Genomic DNA, 22,457 nt, shown 5'->3' on the forward strand with positions numbered 1-22,457 from the left:
CCTAGTCTCGCTTAAGTTCTTTCAAAACCGCGAACGGGTTTGGACGTTCATCGACCGGTTCAATTGTTCCGAAACTCATTTTATCACGCTTTTGTTTGCAATCCTTCTCTGCATGAAGGGCTACTATAGGCAATGATAAAATCAATTCGTCTTCAAAAATTTGAAATAAATTGATTTCTCCATGGTCATCGACCTCAACCGGTTCGTAAACTTCCGGTAACTCATCTTCATCTTCTTCTTTAGCACTCTGCACGGGGCTAAAACAAAAAGATACATCCAATGGATGATCAAAGACTTCATTACATCTCTCGCATACTAGTGATGTAGCACATGCCATATGACCTTGAAAATACGTTAGACCCTGCTCGTCTTTCGCAAATTTAACTTCAACATCAACTTCTTTAGCAATATCGGCTACAGCTCCAAGCAATCTTGGCATCTCAGACGACAAAACTACACCCTGATAATCAGAGCGTAATGTGGCGCTTTTAACTGGGTCTACCTGCTTGGGTAGTTTCACTTTCTGCATAGCGCGCGCATATTATAGCGACAATGGCATTTAGTCAAAGAAAAAATCATAGCTAGTGACACCAAGTGCGGCATTTTATATGCTTTGAGGCACAATCTATAATTTAGTAACCCTTTCTATGAAAATCATTCTGGCATCGAGCTCTTCTTACCGCCAATCCATTTTAGAAAAATTACATGTGCCGTTTTCGAGTATTGCTCCCAATATTGATGAGTCATCGGTGCCCAATGAGTCTATTTCAACTCAAGTACAACGGCTTGCCAAAGAAAAGTCACTAGCCATAGCCACACAACATGCTCATTTTAATAGCTATGTTATAGGCTCAGATCAATTAGCTAGCATTAACGGTCAAATATTAGGTAAGCCGGGAGGGTTTGAAAAAGCTAAACAACAACTGATGATGTGTAGTGGTCAAACTGTTACATTTTATACTGGATTATGCCTAGTTCACACTGCAACAAATCAATTATTGCAACGAACAGAAACCTTTGACGTGACCTTTAAACTTTTGACTGAAAGTCAAATCGCAACTTATTTGCACATTGAGCAGCCTTTTGATTGTGCCGGTAGTTTTAAATGTGAAGGTTTAGGCATAGCCTTGTTTGAATCTCTAAAAGGCAGAGATCCCAATACCTTAGTTGGCTTACCATTGATTGCCCTGATAGATATGTTTACATCTATGTCTGTAGATTTGTTTGACTATATGCAACCACACCATTTAAACGTGCAGCAACAACTCACTTAACTCGTTGATCACCGCCACGGGTTTATGCTTTTGCAAGGCTGCTGTGCTATGCACACCAAAGCTCACCCCAACTCTATCCATATTAATGGCTTCAGCCATCGCCATATCGTAAGTGGTGTCCCCCACCATCAAAACCTGATCAGCTGATAAATTTAACTCTGATAAGATCTGTTGCAGCATATCAGGCGAAGGTTTGCTTTTTGCATCATCAGCAGTTTTAGACAGACTAAAAAAATGCCCAGTATTTGAGTGTTGCCAATTATGTTCAAGACCCAAACGGGCTTTTCCAGTGGCAACCGCCAACACATAGCCTTTGTTTTTAAGAGTCGTCAATAATTCTATCGCCCCATCAAACAGTGGGCTACTGACTTGTTTATGATCTTTAAACTGCGCTTTGTAGGTATAAAAAAGATCCATCGCTGCTTTATCATCATGTATATTAAATAGCTGCTGTAATGCAGGTAAAAGACTGATGCCTATAACATTTTTAGCTTGATCATAACTAGGTACTGGTAAATTCAAATGTCTAGCACTGGCCTGCATACTTTCAACAATTTTGGCGATAGAGTCCATCAAGGTACCATCCCAATCAAACACTATGGCTTTATATTTCACTTCTAAGTCTCTTTAACACGCTGACTAAAATTGGCTCTAGTGGTGCTTTGTAACTAACTCTTTCGTCAGTATTTGGATGAATAAATGCCAAAGAGTGAGCATGCAAAAATAGTCTTTTAAGACCCAACTTTTGTAATCTTTGCTCAAACTCTTTATCGCCGTATCTATTATCAGCGGCGATAGGATGACCGGCATGTAAACAATGAACGCGAATTTGATGAGTGCGCCCCGTAATAGGAGAAGCCTCTATTAACGTCGCTTGATTAAAGGCTTCTAAAATACGATAGCGTGTTTCTGATGGTTTACCTTCTTCATTAACAAGCACTACCCGCTCACCAGATTTTAAGGTGTTTTTTAAAAGTGGCGCTTTTACTTTAAACCGATTGGCGGGCCACTCTCCTGCCACCAGTGCTTGGTACCGCTTATCTACTTTTTTGTCTCTTAATTGCTCATGCAGATTCTTTAAAGCAGAGCGCTTTTTGGCGATAAGTAAACACCCCGATGTATCTCGGTCTAATCGATGCACTAATTCTAAAAATTTTTGTTGCGGTCGCAATGCTCTTAATCCTTCGATGACGCCAAAGCTTAAGCCACTACCACCATGAACAGCCGTACCAGATGGCTTATTCAATACTATCAACCAGTCATCTTCATATAAAACATGGCTTTCTAAGCTCGATACTTTACTTAGCTTTGTAGAAGGTAAATCAGTTGGTTCGGATACGCGAACAGGAGGAATACGCAATTCATCATTAGCCTGTAACTTATACTCTGGCTTAACCCGCTTTTTATTCACCCTTACCTCGCCTTTACGCAAAATGCGATAAATAAGGCTTTTAGGCACTCCTTTTAAGAAAACCCGTAAATAGTTATCTATCCTTTGGCCTTCTAGGTCAGGATCGATAGTTATAAATTGAACTTTTTGAAATGATAAGTCTGTCATAAGCCGCGTATTGTAACTGAATTGGGCTATTAGTTGTCTAGTATTTTTAATCTCTTGCCAGTGTCAGTGCTTTAATGTGATAATATGCCGGTTTCCATACATAAAATGTATTGATGAAACAAACAGATGAATGAATCAGCCCTGTATGCAACAACGACCCAATTGTCGTACCTCGCTAATATATAGCGTAAATTGCAAGTCTAATACGACTAGTCAACCGTGAAGTGAGTAACTTTTCACAGGCTTGATTATTAAACAGAGCCCTTACATCAGCGATATATTTAACCTATTGATCGCCATAGATGTAAAGAATACAAAAGAATTGACAAGATATTTGCATAACGAAATAGCCAGACAAGCACTCGAGATTTGAATATCGCTAAGTTTTAAATTATATATCAGTAAGCTAAATACAAAGTCATATTTAGCGCCTACTAATTGTAGGTAAAGGTGTTTAAAAACAATGCATTACATAATTAATGAAATAAACACTTAAGCAAAAACTTAACCTGTTAGATACAGTCGTGAGGCTGCATTAGAATAATTGTCACATTACTGCGTAGTTCTTTACTTGTGGTGGTCGGTACATTACCGAGCTAACAAGAATGAAAAGAATGTTAATCAATGCCACTCAGCAAGAAGAATTGCGCGTGGCACTTGTCGATGGCCAAAAATTGTATGATTTGGATATAGAAAGTCCAGGACACGAACAGAAAAAAGCCAATATTTACAAAGGAACTATTACCCGCGTTGAACCTAGCTTAGAAGCGGCTTTCGTCGATTACGGCGCTGACCGTCATGGTTTCTTACCCTTAAAAGAAATTGCCAGAACTTACTTCCCACAAGGTTATCGATTTGAAGGTCGCCCTAATATTAAAGAGGTGATCAAAGAAGGCCAAGAAGTCATTGTGCAAATCGATAAAGAAGAGCGAGGCCAAAAAGGCGCGGCACTCACTACCTTTATCAGTTTAGCAGGCAGCTATTTAGTTCTGATGCCAAATAACCCTAGAGCGGGTGGTATATCTCGTCGCATCGAAGGCGATGAGCGTACCGAATTAAAAGCAGCTCTAAGTGGTTTAGAATTGCCTGATGGTATGGGTTTAATCGTTAGAACCGCTGGCGTGGGTAAATCTTCTGAAGAACTCGCATATGATTTAGATTATCTCGTATCTGGTTGGGGCCGTATCAAAGAAATGGCCGATTCACGCCCTGCTCCTTTCCTTATTCACCAAGAGAGTGACGTAGTTGTTCGTGCAATTCGTGATTATCTAAGACGTGATATTGGTGAAATCCTAATTGATAAAACCAGCGTACACGAAAGAGCCTTAAAACACGTTGAACAAATGCGTCCTGACTACGCCAACCGTGTAAAGCTCTACAAAGGTGATGTACCTTTGTTCAGTCACTATCAAATTGAAAGTCAAATTGAATCGGCATTTCAACGTGAAGTAAGGCTGCCCTCAGGTGGCTCTATTGTTATTGATCCAACTGAAGCACTCATCTCCATAGACATCAACTCGGCCCGCGCCACTAAAGGCAGTGACATTGAAGAAACAGCCTTCAATACCAACCTTGAAGCAGCAGACGAGATTGCCCGTCAATTGCGTTTACGTGATGCCGGTGGTTTAGTGGTTATCGACTTTATTGATATGTCACCGGTACGTCATCAACGTGAAGTTGAAAATCGTATGAAAGATGCGGTTCGTGGAGACCGAGCGCGCGTACAACTAGGGCGTATTTCGCGTTTTGGTTTACTTGAAATGTCACGCCAGCGTTTACGTCCTTCCTTGGGTGATTCGGCTCATAATGTGTGCCCAAGATGTAGTGGTCATGGCACAGTTCGTGGTACTGAGTCATTAGCATTGTCTGTGCTTAGGATCATGGAAGAAGAAAGTATCAAAGACAACACAGGGCAAATTGAAGCGCAATTGCCTGTTAATGTTGCAACCTATCTACTTAACGAAAAACGCAGATCAGTACGCAGCGTTGAAAAACGTCACAATGTACAATTGGTTATTATTCCTAATCCAGGTATGGAAACCCCTCAGTATAGTGTAGCTCGCAGACGCCCAGATGATGCGGTTCAAGAAATGAGCTACAACTTACCTTTAATTGAACAAGCGGAAAATATTACTGATAAAACCGTTGCTCCCGCCATGGCAAAAGAGCAACCTGCTTTGCAAAGCTTAATTGCGCCCGAGCAGAAAAAAAATGCGCCTTCAACGCCTAATAAAAATTCTGAAAGTTTACTCGAAAAAGCCAGCAAATGGATTTCTGGGTTATTTAAGGCAGAAGAAAAAGTAGTACCTAAGAAAACAACACGTACCCGCAACCAAGGTACCAATCAACGTAGAAATAAAAATGCACGCCCTGATAGGAATAAACGTAATGGCAAAAACTTTGATCGCAAAGATCAAGGTGATAAAACGACTAATCGGAACGATCGCCAAGATAGAAACGAGCGTTCTGAACGCAAACCAAGAAAAGATAATCGTAAACCTCGTCGTGATAGCAAAGATGCAACTCAAGACGCTGCGTTAAGTCCAAAGCAGAACGCACCAGCTAAGAAAAAAGAGCAAGTTGCCGAGCGTAGAAAACGTCGTGATACCAGACGCAGTGTAAGAGTTGAAGCAACCAATGAAGAAAAGAATAAGGTAATCACTTCAACGCCAGAAGCCCAAGTAGCTGCAGTAGAACAAGTTGAGACTACTGTTCAAAGTACGGCAATTGAAGCCAGTAACCCAGTTAGCGAACAACAGGCTCCTGGATCTGCTTCTGCAAAAGTGGACGCTGCGACACCTTCTGAAACAACTGATGAGGTCGCTTCAAATACTAGTAATGATGAGACGCCGGCACCTCGAACTCGTAGTCGTCGCTCCCCACGTCACATACGAGCCGCAGGTCAAAAGCGTCGTAAAGACAGCAAAGAAGCCAACGAAAATAACGAAGCTGTTACGGAAAATACTGTTGAAGTCACTCAAGACGAGCTGCAGTTTGATGAGCCGGTTGCCGTATCAGCCCAACCAAAAGTTGAAACAGAAGCAAAGCTTGACACAATTGCAGAAAAGCCAGAACAAGTCACTATGGAGTTAGCAGCCGACCCAATTGGAGCTGAAGTAGCGCCAGAGGCAATTGAGAAAACTAGCGAGACGGAAAGTGTTGTTGTCGACTCTCAACCTGAACCAGAAAAAGCGGCAAAGCCGGTTAAAAAGGCACCAGCTAAAAAAGTGGTGAAGAAGGCAAGTTCTTTAAAAGTAGCAACTAAAGGAGCTAAAAAGGAAGCTGTGTCTGCACCAATGGCGCGACCAGAGACCATTAATGATGCCTTTGAAAAAATCAATGTTGGCTCTTTAGACGATGCAGCTAGACCGGAATTGACACGTTCTGGTAAATCAGCAGTGTTTTTAAGTGCCGCCAATGCAGCCACTGCTCCCGCTACTCGCCCGGGTTCACTGAGCGACTAAACAAGGCTTTTTCAAGCGTATAAATCCTGCCGCAAGACTATAAGTCTTGCGGCATTTTTATTACTGCGCTAAGTGCTATTAACAGTAAATTACTGTATCCTCCCGCGACTATTTTTAGCTGTTTGAAATTCAAGCTGAAGTAATGCAATGTTAATGACTTGGTCTAACATATAAACCAATTACCTTATTTGAGAATTATCTATGAGTTTTGCCGATCTAGGCCTTTCACCCAAAATATTATCTGCAGTTGCCAATAAAGGCTATACGACTCCTTCCCCCATTCAAGCAAAAGCCATACCTGCCGTACTACAAGGCTGTGATGTTATGGCAGCAGCACAAACAGGTACAGGTAAGACGGCTGGCTTTACTTTGCCCATATTACATTTATTAAGCCAAGGTCAATCTGCGAGACCTAATCAAGCACGGGCCTTAATACTTACGCCTACTCGTGAACTGGCAGCACAAATTGCAGAAAGTGTACAAACCTATGGCAGCGACTTACCTCTTCGCTCTGCCGTAGTATTTGGAGGCGTGGGCATCAACCCGCAAATGCAAAAATTACGTAAGGGTGTAGATATTCTAGTGGCGACCCCAGGTCGTCTGCTCGATCTCTATCAACAAAATGCAGTGAAATTTAGTGAGCTTGAAGTCTTGGTGCTCGATGAAGCCGACCGTATGTTAGACATGGGTTTTATTCACGACATCAAAAAAATAATTAAGCTGTTACCTCAAAAACGTCAAAACCTGATGTTTTCCGCCACTTTTTCCGACGACATTCGCAAACTTGCCAAAGGCTTAGTTAATAACCCCGTAGAAGTGTCAGTAACTCCTGCCAATACTACAGTTGATTTAGTGGAACAATGGGTTTATCCGGTGGATAAAAGCCGTAAATCTCAACTTCTCACCCATTTAATTAAAGACAATGATTGGCAACAAGTTTTAGTCTTTAGCCGCACTAAGCACGGTGCCAACAGAATAGTTAAACAACTTGATAGTCGCGGTATCAGTGCCGCCGCTATTCACGGTAATAAAAGCCAAGGCGCTCGCACAAAGGCCCTCTCCGACTTTAAGCAAGGCCGGGTAAAAGCCCTTATTGCTACAGATATAGCCGCCCGTGGCTTAGATATCGACCAATTACCACAAGTGGTCAATTTTGACTTGCCCAATGTAGCTGAGGACTATGTACACAGAATTGGCAGAACCGGCCGCGCTGGCGCTACAGGTCAAGCCATCTCTATGGTGACCCAAGATGAATTTAAAGAGTTGGTAGACATTGAAATATTCACCAAACAAATTATTCAGCGTAAAATCATAGCGGGATTTGAACCAACGCAGGCACTTCCAGAATCAAAACCCGATCAACGTCCCATTAAAGCGAAAAAACCTAAAAAGCCAAAAATTGACCACAGAGATGGCCAACGATCAGGAGCACGCCGCGCAGGAGGCAACCCTTCAGGCACTAGCCGTGGTAGAAATACAAGCAGAAACAATAATAGTGGTAATCGTTAATTTGCAATGACACTAGCACCGGTTTAGGTGTAAGTTTTAGTCATATAGGATCGCACGTTGTGAATGGCTTCTTTTTTAGGGTTATAGGTTAGCGTAACTAATGGCCATAGCGTTGAACCACTGAGCTCGTGCGAGAATATCTGTCGTAAGAAGTGTGACCACATAATAGGCCAGCATGGTTAAAAAAGGCCAACGTATTCGCTTGTACCACCACTCGAGCGCTACAAGCACAGCGCAGAGAACAATAAGAGTGATAACAGATGCATAAAGAGCGGTATTGAAATTAGGGACAATACTTGGGGTCCCATAAATAAAAGTTCGCTCTAGCGCAGCTTCGAGTGGCAGAATGGCGGTGCAGGCCATTAACCGTAAGTGAAGTGCAATATCGCCCCTTCGTGCGGCTTTGATCGCCAACCCAAGAAAAACACAAAACAACATCAGAGCGGTCATATCAATGTAGAAAAACTTAATGGCCGTGGTGGGGATCCCGTCTACCATACCGCCATTTTTCAAAATCATGGTCTGCACAACATATAAGCCACTCACCACTAATACCGCAGCAAACAGAATAGATGAATAACCTACGATACGGTGATATTTTCGGCAGCCACTTTTGATTAAACCTGCTTGGATAATTGTCAGTAACATCCAGGCGATTGCGCTGACGCCATGAATAACAAGGTGCGTTTCAACATTAACAATAGCTGAAAAGAAGCTAGGCCAGAATGATACAAACGAAATGCCAAAGATTGCTGCGAACCAGACCCACCAATGTTGTACCCATATAGGTAAGGCCCTTGTGGTGTTCATTGAACTCTCCTTATACCATTTATGGTATTATGTGCATATCGCAAGCTGGCCCTAATAGGACAACTTCAAACCGTTCATTTAACGAAAAGTTAAAGTAACAAAAACCAACGGCCATCCTTTTATTTGACTCAATTCATCCAGTAAAGCATAGCTTATTTTTCACCTTAAAATTATTGTAGGCCATTGATTTAGGGTGCATTCATAGGCGGTTTATCTTAACTATAAGCCGTTAATATCCTATCTAAATGATTAGCAAAGTTTTGCCTATCACTCTGATTTAACGGTGCTGGCCCACCTGACTGTTCGCCGCTGGCGCGCATGGTATCCATAAAATCCCGAATATTGAGCCGAGCGCGGATATTTTCTGTAGTATACAACTCCCCTCTTGAGCTTAGTGCTTGTGCACCTTTTTCTATGACTTCGGCAGCTAGGGGAATATCGCTAGTGATCACTAAATCATTCATCTCCACTAGCCTTACTATCTCATCATCTGCCACATCAAAGCCTGCGCTCACTTGCATAGAGCGGATAACTTTTGATGGTGGTGTACGAATATATTGATTGGCGACAAAAATGGTTTCGATTTGTGTACGCTCTGCGGCGCGGCAGATAATGTCTTTTATCACCACAGGACACGCATCGGCATCTACCCATATTTTCATTTTTAATTCTCTCTGCATGATTAACGCCCCAAACTCTATGAACCTTGTACGGGCTGCCACTTTAGTATTGGGGTGAATATAATAATTTCATTGGGTGATGACTTAATCATTTACACCAACAAGTGGCTAATCTCACTAAAATAGCGATTTTGATTTGCAAACACCAACTGCAGATACCCGCTATCCAATTGTTTTAAAAGGATTTTGTTTTTGTGGCATGGTCGGTGCTATATCCGTGATTATAAACAACTCATGCGCGACTTTAATACGCTTTCAGGAAATAAACCATGCAACTAGCCACAATAGACAAAAATATCAGTTTCAAATTACTTTCGATATTGCCCATTTTACTTTCAGTGAGTCTACTGAGTGGTTGCGGTGAAGCCGAGGCGATAGATGACAAATCCGCAGAACAGGTAGTGATATCGGTTCCAGTTGAAGTGTCATCAGTATCGATCGGTGATATCTCATCAAATTACGCCACTACTGCAGTATTAGAAGCAAAAGAAGAAGCATTTGTGGTACCTAGAGCCTCTGGGATCATTCAGCATATCTATGTTGAAGAAGGTGACTATGTAGAAAAAGGCCAAATTTTGGCGCAAATAGAGACGCGCCGTTATCACTTAAACCTTGATAGAGCAAAGGCCGATCTAGTAGGTGTTGAAAAAGAGTTGGCTAAAATTAACAAGGTGTATAATAAAAAGTTAGTCAGCGACGACACCTATGACAAATTAACCGCTCAATACGAGTCGGCCAAAGCGACGCTTTCACTGGCACAGCTTGATCTTAAAGAAGCCACGATTACCGCGCCTATCGCAGGCTTTATTGCAGAGCGAAATGCCAAGGTTGGTAATTTAAGTGAATCATTTCAGCGGGAACGCATGTTTCATATAGTGCAACAAAAAGAACTATACGGCATTGTACATTTACCTGAAAAAGAGCTGTCTAAAGTACATAAAGAACAGCATGCCACATTAGATTTAACGGCTTTCGATCAAAAGAGCATTGTTGCCTTCGTGGAGCGTATTAGCCCCGTTATCAACGCCAAAACTGGCACTTTTAAGGTGACGTTACGGGTCCCCAATCCTCGTAACCTCCTCAAATCCGGCATGTTTGCTCAAGTTAAATTAAATTACGACACTAAACAGAATGCGGTACTTTTACCTCGTAGAGCCCTACTTGCCATAGACGATAGCGTCAATGTATTTACCGTAAAAGACGGTATTGCTAGCAAACAATCGGTCACACTAGGTTATCAAGAGGGTGAAGTAGTCGAGGTGTTAGCTGGCCTAACTGGATCAGAAACGGTAGTGATCACTGGCCATCAAAATCTTAAGGATCAATCGCCGGTGGATGTTGTGAATGACAATAACCCGAGTGAACTGGTTGAAATTGTTCAGGATGCAACTAATCAATTAGCTAACGGGTAAGGCATACCAATGAAGATTGTAGATATTGCGGTTAAACGCCCCGTTACGGTATGGATGTTTACCTTAGCGGTTATTTTATTTGGCATGGTGTCCTTGTCACGGTTGGCGATTAATTTACTGCCCGAATTATCCTACCCTACTTTAACAATTCGTACTGATTATTTAGGCGCCGCACCGGCTGAAGTTGAACAACTTGTTTCCAAGCCGATTGAAGAAACCATAGGGGTGGTAAAAGGTGTGCGTAGTGTCACGTCAACCTCTAAAGCCGGTCAATCTGACGTGCTATTAGAGTTTGAATGGGGTACCGATATGGACTTAGCTAGTCTGGAAGTCCGAGAAAAACTAGATACCTTACAATTGCCCCTTGAGGTAAAAAAGCCCATTTTACTGCGTTTTAACCCTAGTTTAGATGCGGTTATGCGCTATGGCTTAGGAGGCGTTTCAGCCTTAGCATCAACCGATGCCAGTCATGAACAACAAAGCCAAATTACGCCACTAAGCCAGCAAGCTATTATGGCATTACGGCTTTACGGTGAAGAACAAATCAAGCGCCAACTAGAATCGGTTCAAGGCGTGGCATCTGTCAAAGTTGGCGGTGGTTTAGAGCATCAAATTCAGGTATTGCTCGATCAAGAAAAAACCAGTCAGTTAAATATCTCGGTAGGTCAGGTAGTTAAACGTTTAAAAGAAGAGAACATTAATAGCTCTGGCGGTCGGGTTAAAGACGGCTCCCAAGAATATTTGGTGCGCACCCTAAATCAATTTCAAACCTTGGATGATATTCGTAATCTGTTTATTGCTAATAAAATGGGCAAAAACATTCGTTTAGGCGATATTGCCATTATTCAAGACGCCCACAAAGAGCCTACTTCAATCAACCGATTTGACGGTTTTGAGGGCGTAGAAATAGCCATTTACAAAGAAGGAGACGCCAACACTGTGCAAGTGGCACAAAATATTCAGTTTCGTATTGCCCAGCTACAAGAGCATATTCCCAGCCATTATCAATTACAGTTGATTTACGACCAATCCAAGTTTATTGCCAGCGCCATTGATCAAGTTAAGTCCGCCGCCCTAATTGGCGGCTTGTTGGCAATGTTAGTGCTGTTTTTATTTCTTAAGAATATTTGGACTACCTTAATCATTTCAATCTCCATTCCGGTGTCAATCATTGCCACCTTCAACCTCATGTACGCCAATGATATAAGTCTAAATATCATGAGTTTAGGAGGAATAGCACTGGCCATTGGACTACTGGTTGATAACAGCATAGTGGTGTTAGAAAACATCGCTCAGCATAAAAGCAAGACTAGAAATTTTAAGCAAGCGGCAGCCAAGGGTACTAAAGAAGTGTCAATGGCGATTATTGCCTCAACCCTTACTACTATGGCGGTGTTTTTCCCCTTAGTATTTGTAGAGGGTATCGCAGGACAATTGTTTAGCGACCAAGCTTTAACCGTTACTTTTGCGTTAGCAGCGTCTCTGGTGGTTGCCTTAACCCTTATTCCTATGTTGGCCGCCAGAGAAAAATCAAGGGACTCAGAGCATACTTATGCGCCATTAGATTTAGGGGATAGTCCGGTTAAAACACAGCCTTCAACTAAGTTGGCTTGGTTTTTTCATTATCTCGCTCTGCCATTTCATGGCCTAGTAAAAGTGATTTTTCACTTTATCCCGTTTGCGTTGAGTGCTTGTGTTATTTTGCTATTTAGGGTCCTATGCAAAGTCGCTGGGCTCTTGTTTACCCCTCTCTTATGGCTATTTGATAAGAGTTTTTTGTTTATAGAAAAAACCTATTTAGCCGCATTGACTATTGCCATGAAAATGAGAGTGCTTGTACTAGTAGCGGTAATGGCCGTTTCTTTAAGTTCCATTTTACTTATTCCTAAATTGGGCATGGAGCTGATCCCAGATATGTCACAGGGGGAGTTTTTCGTAGAAGTCTCCTTGCCTACGGGTTCACCACTTAGCCGTACAGACCAAGTTATTGACGATCTTGCCAGCTATACCAAAGAGTTAGCGGGTGTAAAACGTACCTATGCCTTAGCGGGCACCGGCAGTCTACTCAATAAATCCAGTGCTGGAGGCGGTGAATATTGGGGCAAGCTCAATGTGGTAATGGAGTCCGGCAGTTCTGCACTAAGCAATCAATCAGTTATCAATAAAATGCGGCATTATCTAGCATCCCAACCTGGTGTGAATAGTAAGTTTGGTAAACCTGAACTCTTTACATTTGCCACACCATTAGCCATTCAAATTGTCGGCTACAACCTGCAGGGCTTAGCTAAGTACAGTCAAAAGTTGCAAACCATCATGCAAGGCGATAACCGATTTGCAGACGTTAAATCTTCATTACAATCGGGTAACCCAGAACTAAAAATCAAGTTTGACCACGCAAAGTTGGCACAATTAGGTATTAACGCCCCTGATGTATCAAAACTTGTAGCGGCTAAAATAGCCGGAGAAGTCGCCAGTAAATTTAGTATTGATGACCGCAAAGTCGACATTCTGGTGAGAACCATAGAAAAACAGCGAGATTCTATTGCCGATATCGGACAAATTATTGTCAACCCTGGAGCAACCCCGTCAATTCCATTGGCCGCCGTAGCCGATATTAGTATGTCGATTGGCCCAAGTGAAATTACTAGAATGGGTCAAGAGCGGGTAGCTGTGGTATCTGCCAATCTCAATTATGGCGACTTAAACGAAGCGGTGATTGCCGTACAGCAACATGTAGACAAACTAAGATTACCTATAAATATGCAGGTAAAAGTGGCTGGTCAAAACGAAGAAATGAAAAACAGTTTTCAATCGCTACAGTTTGCTTTAGCCATAGCGATATTTTTAGTGTATCTGGTCATGGCGTCACAATTTGAGTCACTTCTACACCCATTATTGATTTTGTTTACTGTTCCTTTAGCGTGCGCGGGATCGATTTACGGCCTTTACCTATCAGGCACCCACATCAGTGTTGTGGTATTTATTGGCTTGATTATGCTGGCAGGTATAGTGGTGAATAACGCCATAGTGTTGATTGATCGCATTAACCAATTGCGCAGCTCTGGGCTTGATAAAAGTGCGGCAATCCTTGCCTCGGCGCAAAGTCGTTTGCGCCCTATTTTGATGACAACTCTCACCACGTCTTTGGGTTTATTACCCATGGCGCTGGGCTTAGGCGAAGGGTCTGAAATTCGTACCCCAATGGCCATCACAGTAATATACGGCCTGTTGTTTGCGACTTTGTTAACCTTATTTTTTATTCCCGTGATCTATAGCATGTTCGACCGTAAACAATTCGCAGTCCAGCCAGAGAAGAGTCAGACAGATGACAAACCGCGGGAGACAGTTTATGGATAAATTCGAAACCGCCGGCTCGGCTTTGGCAGATTTTGCGATGCGCCGCCCTGTCACTATTATGATGCTATTTATATCGATGTTGGTATTTGGGATCTTGTCTAGCCAACTATTGCCTTTGGAAAAGTTTCCTAGCATCGATATTCCTGAAATGGCTATTCAAATCCCCTACAAAGACGCAACACCTGTAGAAGTTGAGAAAATGATCACCAGACCGATAGAGGAAGCACTGGCCACTATGTCTGGGATCAAACGTTTACGTTCGAGTTCATCTGAAGACGCTGCACTAATTAGGTTAGAGTTCGGGTGGGATGAAAATCTCAAAGCTAAGGGAATAGAAGCCAGAGAAAAGATTGATGCTATTCGCGCCCAATTACCTGAAGATGTAGAAAGAGTGTTGGTTTACCAATTTAACACCAGTGATATGCCGATATTTTCATTACGGGTTTCAAGTGAAAGGGATCTTTCTAGCGCCTACGACATTCTTGATCGTAATTTAAAAAGACCCATAGAAAGAGTCAACGGGGTATCTAAGGTAGAGCTTTATGGTGTCACTAAAAAGCAAATATCTATACGCCTCGACCAAAAACTCATGGCGGCGTTACATGTTAACACCAACGAATTAGCCAGCACCCTAAACAAAGCAAATTTCTCACTGACGGCGGGTAGCTTTTTTGATGGAGATATTCAGCAAAAAATCACCGTTAACCCACAAGGAGAATTTACCAGCTTACAGGAAATCCGCGATTTAACGGTAAAAAGAGGCATTCGCCTTAGCGATATCGCCCTAGTTCAATACGAAAAACCAAGGCGTATTGAAGGGCGGCATTTGGACCAATCTTATGCCGTAGGTTTTAACATATTTCGAGAGTCCACCAGTAACATGGTAGAGGTGTCTAAAAATGTTATGGCGGTTATCAACGCAGCCAATGCCAATCCAGCGTTTAACGGTATTCAGTTATTTATTATGGAAAACGAAGCTGAAAGCGTTACCGAGTCCCTTTCTGACCTGTTGTATGCGGGTCTTATTGGCGCCTTGTTGTCGCTCATGGTGCTGTATGCTTTTTTGCGTAACATCACCAGCACTTTATTGGTGGTGCTGTCGGTACCTTTTAGTATTTGTATCACACTAGGGTGTATGTACGCTTTAGGTTATACCATTAATGTGTTGTCTATGATGGGATTGATGCTGGCCGTCGGCATGTTAGTCGATAACGCTGTGGTAGTAACTGAAAGTATCTATCAGGAGAAACAAAAGACCACTAATGTGATAGCCGCCACAAAAGCGGGAGTGGGCAAAGTCAGTTTGGCAGTGACCGCAGGAACAATCACCACGGCTATTGTTTTTCTACCCAATATTGTCGGGGCGAAAGTTAATGTCACTGTATTTTTAGAGCATGTAGCCATTGCTATTTGTATCTCTTTGTTTGCGTCATTATTGATTTCTCAGACCTTAATTCCATTGCTTTCTAGTAAAATCAAAAGTAAGCGGCCAATAACGCCTAATAACACTCAACCAAAAGCGCCGAGTAAAATCTCAAACGTATACAAAACCATGCTTACTTGGTCTTTAAAAAATCAAGGAAAAACCAGCGTTATCGCTTTGTTGATTTTAGCCAGTACTGCCATTCCTATGCAGTTTGTAACTGGTGATGATGACAACAATGATGATCAAAGCCGAGTTTGGTTAAATTATGATATCCAAGGCAGTTTCAATTTAGAAGAAGTGGAAAAAACAGTCAGCAAAATGGAAAAACATCTCTATGCCAATCAAGAGAAGTTTTATATAAAGCAAATTTACAGTTATTACACTGCGGGTCACGCGGTATCGAGCATCTCCTTAACAGATGACGCGCCCTTGTCATTACCTGAATTGAAAAAACAAATTATCGATAGCCTACCGAAATTTGTTCGGGCGAAACCCAGTTTCCAGTGGGATCAAGGTAACGGTGGAGGCCTGCAAATGACCATAATAGGCGATTCCACCGAAAGGCTGGCTCAAATTGCCGAGCAAATTGTGCCGATTTTGAAAAATGTTGAAGGATTTGCCGATGTAAAAACCGATAGTAAGCAAGAACAACAAGAATTACAGATTGTCATTGATAGACAAAAAGCCTTTCGATTTGGGTTAAATACCCGTGATATATCCCGAGTAGTGGCAACGGCGTTACGAGGTTCAAACTTACGTACCTTTCGTTATGGCGAAACCGGAGAAGAAGCCATTCGCCTAATGTACGACCAAAAATTGCAAAATTCTGTCGAAGCCCTTAAAAACCTAACTATCAGCCAAGCGTCGGGACAAAACGTAACACTCGATATGTTGGCAACATTAACGGTTAAACCTAGGCTTTCTGAGATAAACCGCAATTACCGACAAACCTCCATTAGCATAGGCGGCAATTTACAAGAAGGGGTGACTCTAGAAGATGCCCAAACCAGTATTGAAGGAGTGATGCAACACATCACCTTGCCTTCAGGATACAATTGGACCTTCGATGGCAGTATAAAACGTCAAAATCAAAATGAAACGGCCATGCAAACCAATATGTTATTGGCCGTCATAATGATTTACATCGTGATGGCGGCACTTTTTGAATCTTTGTTATTGCCTACTGCGGTAATCACTTCTCTGTTGTTTTCCATGACAGGGGTATTTTGGGCCTTGTTTGCTGTGGGGTTACCTATGTCGATTATGACTATGATTGGCATGCTAATTTTAATGGGAATAGTGGTAAACAATGGCATAGTGCTGGTAGATAGAATAAATCAGTTAGTCAACGCAGGTAGTGCTGTGCAACAAGCGATTATCGAGGCTTGTCTAACTCGAGCACGGCCCATTTTGATGACAGTTGCCACTACAGTGCTAGGCTTGATCCCATTAGCCATGGGCAGTACTCAAATTGGCGGTGACGGCCCGCCCTACTCACCTATGGCTATTGCTATAATTGGAGGCTTGATATTTTCAACCTTAACGAGTTTGGTTTTGGTACCTTTAGCCTATTTGTTATTGCTAAAATTAAGAGCGAAAACCCATGGAATGCTCCTTAATAGCAAACAACTAGTTAGTCGCGTTATTTAATCCTCTAAGACGTCAGACAACAGGTTAATCACCTGTTGTTCTGCTTCATCTAACTCACCATCAGCAATTGCAACACTTCTTACGAGTGTCATGGCTTGCTGTTTCATATGGAAGTCTACTAATAACTTGGCTCTATGGAGCAAAAAATCGCTCACTGTATGGGTTTTTATAGCGGCATAGCATTTTAACAAGGTGCTGGTGTAATACTCTTCTTTACAAACATCAGCACTCCACTCAATACTATCCAGCCAATTTTGCATAAAATCTGTTTCATGCTCAGAAATAACACCATCTGAAACAATCAAAAATAACACTAAATCAAATAACGCCTGTCGCTGGATTTGGTCAGGGCAGTGCCCCATATCTATTGATTGTATGAACAAGTCAAATTTCATTATTATCTCCTTTTAAATACAGTTCATAAGCAAACTACTATCAATGTTTTACCTCATAGCCATATGGAATTCACAAGGCAAATTGAGAATTAGTGTGCTTTGGTTTAGGCTAACGCAAAATTTCAATCTTCGTAACTAAAAATGACAAAAAATGATCCTGGCCTTCAATATTCAGCTGCACCTAATAGATATAAGAGTATGTCCTATCAAAGATGTGGAAAAAGCGGCCTAAAATTACCTTCATTGTCATTAGGATTATGGCAAAATTTTGGAGCAGTAGACTCCTCTGAAAATGCCAAAAGTATGCTACATCGCGCCTTTGATTTAGGTATTAATCATTTCGATTTAGCCAATAATTATGGTCCCCCATATGGCTCTGCCGAAACGACATTTGGTCAGGTTATGGCCAAGAGTTTTAAGCCTTACAGAGACGAAATACTGATTTCTAGCAAAGCAGGATACGACATGTGGCCAGGACCCTATGGTATGGGAGGCTCTCGTAAATATATGGTGGCTAGTTGTGACCAAAGTTTAAAGCGCACTGGGCTTGATTACTTTGATGTATTTTATTCACATTGTTATGATCCCGACACGCCTTTGGAAGAAACCATGCAAGCCTTGGATTATATTGTGCGCTCTGGACGCGCTATGTATGTAGGTATTTCCAGTTATTCAGCAGTTCATTCCAAACAAGCCATTCGCATATTACAAGACTTAGGTACGCCGCTGCTTATTCACCAGCCTAGTTACAATATGTTTGATCGCAGGATAGAGAACGGTTTAACGGACGTATTGCTTGAGGAAAAAATAGGCGCTATAGTGTTCTCGCCTTTGGCTCAAGGCTTGTTAACCAACAAATATCTTAATGGTGTACCCCAAGGTTCTCGTGCTGCTCGTAGCGAACAGGTTTATTTAAATCAGAATAATATCACCCCAGATAAAATCGCCAAAGTAAAGCAACTCAACGAATTAGCACGGCAGAGAGGGCAATCTTTAGCCCAAATGGCCCTCGCTTGGGTATTAAACAATAAAGCTGTCACTAGCGCCATTATAGGTGCTAGCAATATCAACCAAATTGCAGACTGTGTGGCTTCCCTCGACACACTCGACTTTAGCCAACAAGAACTTACTCATATTGATACTATATTAGGACAATAAATTGCCAGCTCACTTAGCCATTATTAATCCCAAAAGCCCACAAAACATGGGTAGTATTTTACGAGCGTCGGGTTGTTATCAAGCCCAAAGCATTCGTTACACAGGTGAGCGTTATGCTAGGGCCAAAGCCTTTAGTACGGATACCAAAAATGCTCATCTCAATGTTTCGGTCACCCAAGTACCAATTATTATTGACCCCATACAAGATTCACATCTAACTAAAGTAGCGGTAGAACTGGTTGAAGGGGCCACACCTTTGCCTCTTTTTAAGCATCCAGTAGATGCCTTGTATATATTTGGCCCGGAGGATGGCTCGATAGAACAGGACATAATCGATCAATGCGATCAGGTTGTTTATATACCCACTATTGGCTGTATGAATTTGGCAGCCACAGTGAATGTGCTACTTTATGATCGCTTGGCAAAAAATGCAGCCATGCCCAGTGATGATCAGCTAATAAAAGCCAGTCGCGACACCAACAACAGAACAAAATACCAGCAAAAAGATTGATTTAACGGCAAAAGTTAACAAAATGTTAAGTTTTTTATATTCCCTAAGCATTTTCCTTTGTCTTCTATCTCAAGCCATGTGAATATGAAACCCACATAATGGTAAATATTGTTTTAAGTCACGCGATAAAATAGAAGGAATATCCGATGAGTGATAATAACCGCATCCCCCGTAGTTCTGAAAACGACCATACAGCCGAAATGGCTGGAGCACGTCGAGAGTTTATCAAACAAAAAACCGGTGCCGATCTGACCCATACAGGTCAATTTAGTATCGATCCTGCTGTACTACCTGGCAACGTGGAAAACTTTATTGGTATTGTTCAAATGCCAGTTGGCGTCGCGGGGCCAGTAAAAATCAACGGCGAACATGCGCAAGGCGACTTTTATGTGCCTCTCGCCACGACAGAAGGTACATTAGTTGCCAGCTATAGCCGAGGTATGCGAGTTATCAACGAATGTGGCGGCGTTAAAACCACAGTCGTTGAAGGCTATATGCAAAGAGCGCCGGCCTTTATCTTTAACGATGCCCGTGAAGCCAGAGATTTTGGCCACTGGGTTGAAGAAAACTTCGACAAAATCAAAGCGGCAGCTGAATCCACTACTAGTGTGGGTAAACTTGAACATATTCAGCAATGGTCAGTATCCAAAACAAAATATTTGCGTTTTAACTACACCACGGGAGATGCTGCAGGTCAGAACATGGTAGGTAAGGCAACGTTAATTGCTTGTGAGTGGATAAAAGCCAATTCGCCTATTCCTTGCATGTATATGTTATCTGGCAACATGGATACCGATAAAAAACACTCGCACCTTAATGTGCTGCACTCACGTGGTAAGCGAGTGATTGCTGAAATAGTGCTTAGAAGAGAAGTACTAGCCAAGATAATGAAGGTGGATACAAAAATGTTGGCAGGTGCATCCGTATTGGCTAACACAGGTGCACAAATGGCCGGCGCTGCTTACAACGGCCCACATTCTGCTAACGGCATAGCATCTTTATACATTGCTACAGGTCAAGATGAAGCCAATGTAGTGGAATCTCATGCAGGTATGTTGTCACATGAATTATTAGATAATGGCGATTTGTATATGTCGGTGACATTGCCTTCACTTATTGTGGCGACTTTTGGTGGGGGAACTGGCTTGCCTACACAAAACGAATGCCTACAAATGTTAGGGTGTGTGGGTAAAGGCAAAGCCGAGAAATTTGCAGAAATTGTAGCGGCAACAGTGCTTGCTGGTGATATATCTCTAGGTTGCGCCGTTATTGCTGGTCATTGGGTAAGTAGCCACGACCAAATGGGTCGCAATAGATAGATTTTAAACCGAAAATACCAAGCCCAGCATTTGCTGGGCTTTTTTGTATTTAAAGAGGTGAAGAATAAATGTGCTTAAATTTATACCAATTCATCCTAACAATTAGTCGCTGGTGTTCTCTGAGTGATCAATTGTTAGGATGGATTAGTATTACTCCATTGTAGCCAAGACTCGTTTTATCTTTTTAAGGGTGTTTTTTCCAACGACACCATCGACACCTAAGCCTTGTTGTGTTTGAAAGGTTTTAACCTGCCGTAAAGTGCTGCTGCCCCATAAACCATCAACAACATAATCAGTCGCCAAAATTTTATTTAATGAAGATTGAATGAAACGGATCTCGTCAGAATTGACAGGTTGAAAACTATTCTTGCTTATATCAGCTAAGTAGTTAGAGATATTCTGTTCAACAAATCTCTGCCAGTCCAATGTTTCAATTGCTAACGACTCAATTGCGTTAGATGCGCTCCTAAGCTCTGAGCTACTTTTAATGCTTTGATAAAAAGACATCAACTGTCCTTTAGATTGCAAATACAACATCAACATTCTTAAGGCACTTAACTCCTGATAATCAATAACATTGTCATCTTCAATCGCTTTAAACACATTGAGATCAATAAGTTGAGAATGTTGGGTATTATCTAAACGCCAATTGGGTAACGGAATAAGCGCCCCATTGTTCCATTGGCTACGCTCATACAAACTTGCCATAGCTTCATCTAACCACTGGGGAATATCCATAAAATCCGCGTGCAACATGGCATGCATTAATTCATGCAAAAAGGTGCCATAACCTGCTGAAACAGTGGCCAGAATCAAATTATCTTGCGGATTAAATACCCCAAGAAAAGGGCTGTCACGTAATTCTGCACTCGTAGGATATAACTGCCTAAGTAATCTGTGACCGGTGTAGGGTTGATCCACAAAAATCACTACAAAAGGCTCATGTTTTAAGTGTGGAAAATACTGCTTTTTATACCAAGCGTAAAAATCCTTAAAACCTCGACGAAAATGCTCATTGGCAGATCGTCCTCTTCTATTACTCAAAATTAAGACGTTTTCGGTACTAAATCGATCGAATTGACGAAAATATGCTTTAACAGGTTGTATTCTCTTCGCTACTGGTTGACCCACAATGTGGCGACCAAGTGCCTTAGGTAACATTGCTTTTTTATTGCCCTGCAACTCAATAGCCCCAGACTTCAACACCATACTGACATTGACACTCGGTTGCCAACTGTTAGTGGCAATGCGAGCCAATTCCAACTTAGTGTTGTCTAACGCGGCTATCGCACTTTCTCTGTGACTATCAGTTTGGGCGATTTTTAAAGCGGTTACAAACCAGTTTTCTGACGCTTGATGATCATTCAAATAGCTATATACCACACCAATGTTAAACGCATATTTAAATACTGTGGGGGATAATTCAAACGCTTGCCGCTCCAAACTCAATGCTTTTTGCAGTAAAACATCAGTCTCTGGTTGTTGTTTTAAGGCTTGTAAATACTTTTGGTGTAAATCGGCATGTTGTACGGCAATACTGGTTGAGGATACAAGTAAGCAACAAAATGAAAGTATATTCTTGAACATTTCAATTACTCTATAGGTTGAATTCGCTGCGATTTTTTATCTAACTTGGGGGATGTTTTGGGACTTGTTGACTTAACTGATTTAATGCTTGGATCAGCTGTTCCAAGAGACAGTGAAATAGGCTTTTCTACAAACAATCCCCACATAATAACTGCAGCTCCAGCTAATACAAAAAAGGCACCTGGCGATGCTGATTTAAGTTTGGTTTCTACGCCCCCTCCACTAAATCCAAAATTGATGTCTCCGCTTACCCCCTTAATTAAAGTATCGTGACCTAATTTAACAATTAAATATCCGATTACAAAGGCGGTTATTTTCATCGCAGTTACGCTTAGGATAAACGCAAT

The 22,457-nt window shown here is 41.9% G+C and carries 17 protein-coding genes; 9 read left to right on the forward strand and 8 right to left on the reverse strand.

Going from position 1 to position 22,457, the window contains the following annotated elements:
• Nucleotide 1 precedes the first annotated feature (1 nt).
• On the reverse strand, nucleotides 2-529 hold the full coding sequence (gene yceD / locus Q0688_RS00440; protein WP_299071573.1) for a 23S rRNA accumulation protein YceD: 528 nt from the start codon (nucleotides 527-529) through the stop codon (nucleotides 2-4).
• 118 nt (nucleotides 530-647) lie between these two features.
• Between yceD and Q0688_RS00445 the strand changes: the two genes are divergently transcribed.
• The gene (locus Q0688_RS00445) at nucleotides 648-1,274 is read left to right on the forward strand and encodes a nucleoside triphosphate pyrophosphatase (RefSeq protein ID WP_299071582.1); all 627 of its coding nucleotides are present in this window, start codon (nucleotides 648-650) and stop codon (nucleotides 1,272-1,274) included.
• Here the strand turns inward: Q0688_RS00445 and Q0688_RS00450 are convergent.
• Both Q0688_RS00450 and rluC read right to left on the reverse strand, forming a co-directional pair.
• Nucleotides 1,248-1,889, reverse strand: coding sequence for an HAD family hydrolase (locus Q0688_RS00450; protein ID WP_299071593.1), 642 nt, complete (start codon nucleotides 1,887-1,889; stop codon nucleotides 1,248-1,250). The two genes, Q0688_RS00445 and Q0688_RS00450, sit on opposite strands and share 27 nt — an antisense overlap.
• Nucleotides 1,879-2,832, reverse strand: a complete 954-nt coding sequence (gene rluC, locus Q0688_RS00455) for a 23S rRNA pseudouridine(955/2504/2580) synthase RluC (protein WP_299071596.1) — start codon at nucleotides 2,830-2,832, stop codon at nucleotides 1,879-1,881. The genes Q0688_RS00450 and rluC overlap by 11 nt, the downstream gene beginning before the upstream one ends.
• 614 nt (nucleotides 2,833-3,446) lie before the next feature.
• On the opposite strand from rluC, the gene rne reads away from it, so the two are divergent.
• Nucleotides 3,447-6,296 (forward strand): ribonuclease E, encoded by a 2,850-nt coding sequence (rne, locus tag Q0688_RS00460; protein ID WP_299071856.1) that lies wholly within the window; start codon nucleotides 3,447-3,449, stop codon nucleotides 6,294-6,296.
• A gap of 201 nt (nucleotides 6,297-6,497) precedes the next feature.
• Nucleotides 6,498-7,805, forward strand: coding sequence for a DEAD/DEAH box helicase (locus tag Q0688_RS00465; protein ID WP_299071599.1), 1,308 nt, complete (start codon nucleotides 6,498-6,500; stop codon nucleotides 7,803-7,805).
• An 81-nt stretch (nucleotides 7,806-7,886) separates the two neighbouring features.
• Here the strand turns inward: Q0688_RS00465 and Q0688_RS00470 are convergent, their stop codons facing one another.
• Together Q0688_RS00470 and Q0688_RS00475 are read right to left on the reverse strand one after the other, a co-directional pair.
• A complete protein-coding gene (locus Q0688_RS00470; RefSeq protein ID WP_299071601.1) occupies nucleotides 7,887-8,615 on the reverse strand; it encodes a hypothetical protein in 729 nt (242 codons plus the stop codon).
• Nucleotides 8,616-8,830: 215 nt separating this feature from the next.
• Complete coding sequence (locus Q0688_RS00475) at nucleotides 8,831-9,277, reverse strand: YaiI/YqxD family protein (RefSeq protein ID WP_299071859.1); 447 nt, start codon at nucleotides 9,275-9,277, stop codon at nucleotides 8,831-8,833.
• Between the two features lie 287 nt (nucleotides 9,278-9,564).
• On the opposite strand from Q0688_RS00475, the gene Q0688_RS00480 reads away from it, so the two are divergent.
• Genes Q0688_RS00480 through Q0688_RS00490 form a run of 3 tightly spaced genes read left to right on the forward strand, consistent with a single transcriptional unit; the run spans nucleotide 9,565 to nucleotide 17,140 of the window.
• On the forward strand, nucleotides 9,565-10,707 hold the full coding sequence (locus Q0688_RS00480; protein WP_299071603.1) for an efflux RND transporter periplasmic adaptor subunit: 1,143 nt from the start codon (nucleotides 9,565-9,567) through the stop codon (nucleotides 10,705-10,707).
• A 9-nt stretch (nucleotides 10,708-10,716) separates the two neighbouring features.
• Nucleotides 10,717-14,064, forward strand: coding sequence for an efflux RND transporter permease subunit (locus tag Q0688_RS00485; protein WP_299071606.1), 3,348 nt, complete (start codon nucleotides 10,717-10,719; stop codon nucleotides 14,062-14,064).
• Nucleotides 14,057-17,140, forward strand: a complete 3,084-nt coding sequence (locus tag Q0688_RS00490; protein WP_299071609.1) for an efflux RND transporter permease subunit — start codon at nucleotides 14,057-14,059, stop codon at nucleotides 17,138-17,140. Before Q0688_RS00485 ends, Q0688_RS00490 begins: the two co-directional genes overlap by 8 nt.
• Here the strand turns inward: Q0688_RS00490 and Q0688_RS00495 are convergent.
• Nucleotides 17,137-17,535: a TerB family tellurite resistance protein gene (locus Q0688_RS00495; RefSeq protein WP_299071612.1), complete on the reverse strand. Its 399-nt coding sequence runs from the start codon at nucleotides 17,533-17,535 to the stop codon at nucleotides 17,137-17,139. The genes Q0688_RS00490 and Q0688_RS00495 overlap by 4 nt on opposite strands.
• 141 nt (nucleotides 17,536-17,676) lie before the next feature.
• On the opposite strand from Q0688_RS00495, the gene Q0688_RS00500 reads away from it, so the two are divergent.
• From Q0688_RS00500 to Q0688_RS00510, 3 genes are all read left to right on the forward strand, one after another.
• Nucleotides 17,677-18,693: an aldo/keto reductase gene (locus tag Q0688_RS00500; RefSeq protein WP_299071615.1), complete on the forward strand. Its 1,017-nt coding sequence runs from the start codon at nucleotides 17,677-17,679 to the stop codon at nucleotides 18,691-18,693.
• Nucleotide 18,694: 1 nt separating this feature from the next.
• Nucleotides 18,695-19,204, forward strand: coding sequence for an RNA methyltransferase (locus tag Q0688_RS00505; RefSeq protein ID WP_299071618.1), 510 nt, complete (start codon nucleotides 18,695-18,697; stop codon nucleotides 19,202-19,204).
• A 146-nt stretch (nucleotides 19,205-19,350) separates the two neighbouring features.
• Complete coding sequence (locus tag Q0688_RS00510) at nucleotides 19,351-20,523, forward strand: hydroxymethylglutaryl-CoA reductase (RefSeq protein ID WP_299071621.1); 1,173 nt, start codon at nucleotides 19,351-19,353, stop codon at nucleotides 20,521-20,523.
• Between the two features lie 150 nt (nucleotides 20,524-20,673).
• On the opposite strand, the gene Q0688_RS00515 is transcribed toward Q0688_RS00510, so the two are convergent.
• On the reverse strand, nucleotides 20,674-22,110 hold the full coding sequence (locus tag Q0688_RS00515) for a peptidoglycan-binding domain-containing protein (RefSeq protein ID WP_299071624.1): 1,437 nt from the start codon (nucleotides 22,108-22,110) through the stop codon (nucleotides 20,674-20,676).
• Nucleotides 22,111-22,115: 5 nt separating this feature from the next.
• Nucleotides 22,116-22,430, reverse strand: a complete 315-nt coding sequence (locus tag Q0688_RS00520; RefSeq protein ID WP_299071627.1) for a hypothetical protein — start codon at nucleotides 22,428-22,430, stop codon at nucleotides 22,116-22,118.
• Nucleotides 22,431-22,457: the final 27 nt, after the last annotated feature.

The organism is uncultured Paraglaciecola sp. (assembly GCF_937123705.1).
Lineage (GTDB): Bacteria > Pseudomonadota > Gammaproteobacteria > Enterobacterales > Alteromonadaceae > Paraglaciecola.

Bases quoted from the DNA above. Each gene is read 5' to 3' on its own strand.
- yceD (WP_299071573.1), bottom strand. From the start codon at position 529: ATGCAGAAAGTGAAACTACCCAAGCAGGTAGACCCAGTTAAAAGCGCC.
- rne (WP_299071856.1), top strand. From the start codon at position 3,447: ATGTTAATCAATGCCACTCAGCAAGAAGAATTGCGCGTGGCACTTGTC.
- Q0688_RS00500 (WP_299071615.1), top strand. From the start codon at position 17,677: ATGACAAAAAATGATCCTGGCCTTCAATATTCAGCTGCACCTAATAGA.
- Q0688_RS00515 (WP_299071624.1), bottom strand. From the start codon at position 22,110: ATGTTCAAGAATATACTTTCATTTTGTTGCTTACTTGTATCCTCAACC.
- Q0688_RS00470 (WP_299071601.1), bottom strand. From the start codon at position 8,615: ATGAACACCACAAGGGCCTTACCTATATGGGTACAACATTGGTGGGTC.
- Q0688_RS00520 (WP_299071627.1), bottom strand. From the start codon at position 22,430: ATGAAAATAACCGCCTTTGTAATCGGATATTTAATTGTTAAATTAGGT.
- Q0688_RS00475 (WP_299071859.1), bottom strand. From the start codon at position 9,277: ATGAAAATATGGGTAGATGCCGATGCGTGTCCTGTGGTGATAAAAGAC.
- Q0688_RS00490 (WP_299071609.1), top strand. From the start codon at position 14,057: ATGGATAAATTCGAAACCGCCGGCTCGGCTTTGGCAGATTTTGCGATG.
- Q0688_RS00510 (WP_299071621.1), top strand. From the start codon at position 19,351: ATGAGTGATAATAACCGCATCCCCCGTAGTTCTGAAAACGACCATACA.
- Q0688_RS00445 (WP_299071582.1), top strand. From the start codon at position 648: ATGAAAATCATTCTGGCATCGAGCTCTTCTTACCGCCAATCCATTTTA.
- Q0688_RS00495 (WP_299071612.1), bottom strand. From the start codon at position 17,535: ATGAAATTTGACTTGTTCATACAATCAATAGATATGGGGCACTGCCCT.
- rluC (WP_299071596.1), bottom strand. From the start codon at position 2,832: ATGACAGACTTATCATTTCAAAAAGTTCAATTTATAACTATCGATCCT.
- Q0688_RS00480 (WP_299071603.1), top strand. From the start codon at position 9,565: ATGCAACTAGCCACAATAGACAAAAATATCAGTTTCAAATTACTTTCG.
- Q0688_RS00465 (WP_299071599.1), top strand. From the start codon at position 6,498: ATGAGTTTTGCCGATCTAGGCCTTTCACCCAAAATATTATCTGCAGTT.
- Q0688_RS00485 (WP_299071606.1), top strand. From the start codon at position 10,717: ATGAAGATTGTAGATATTGCGGTTAAACGCCCCGTTACGGTATGGATG.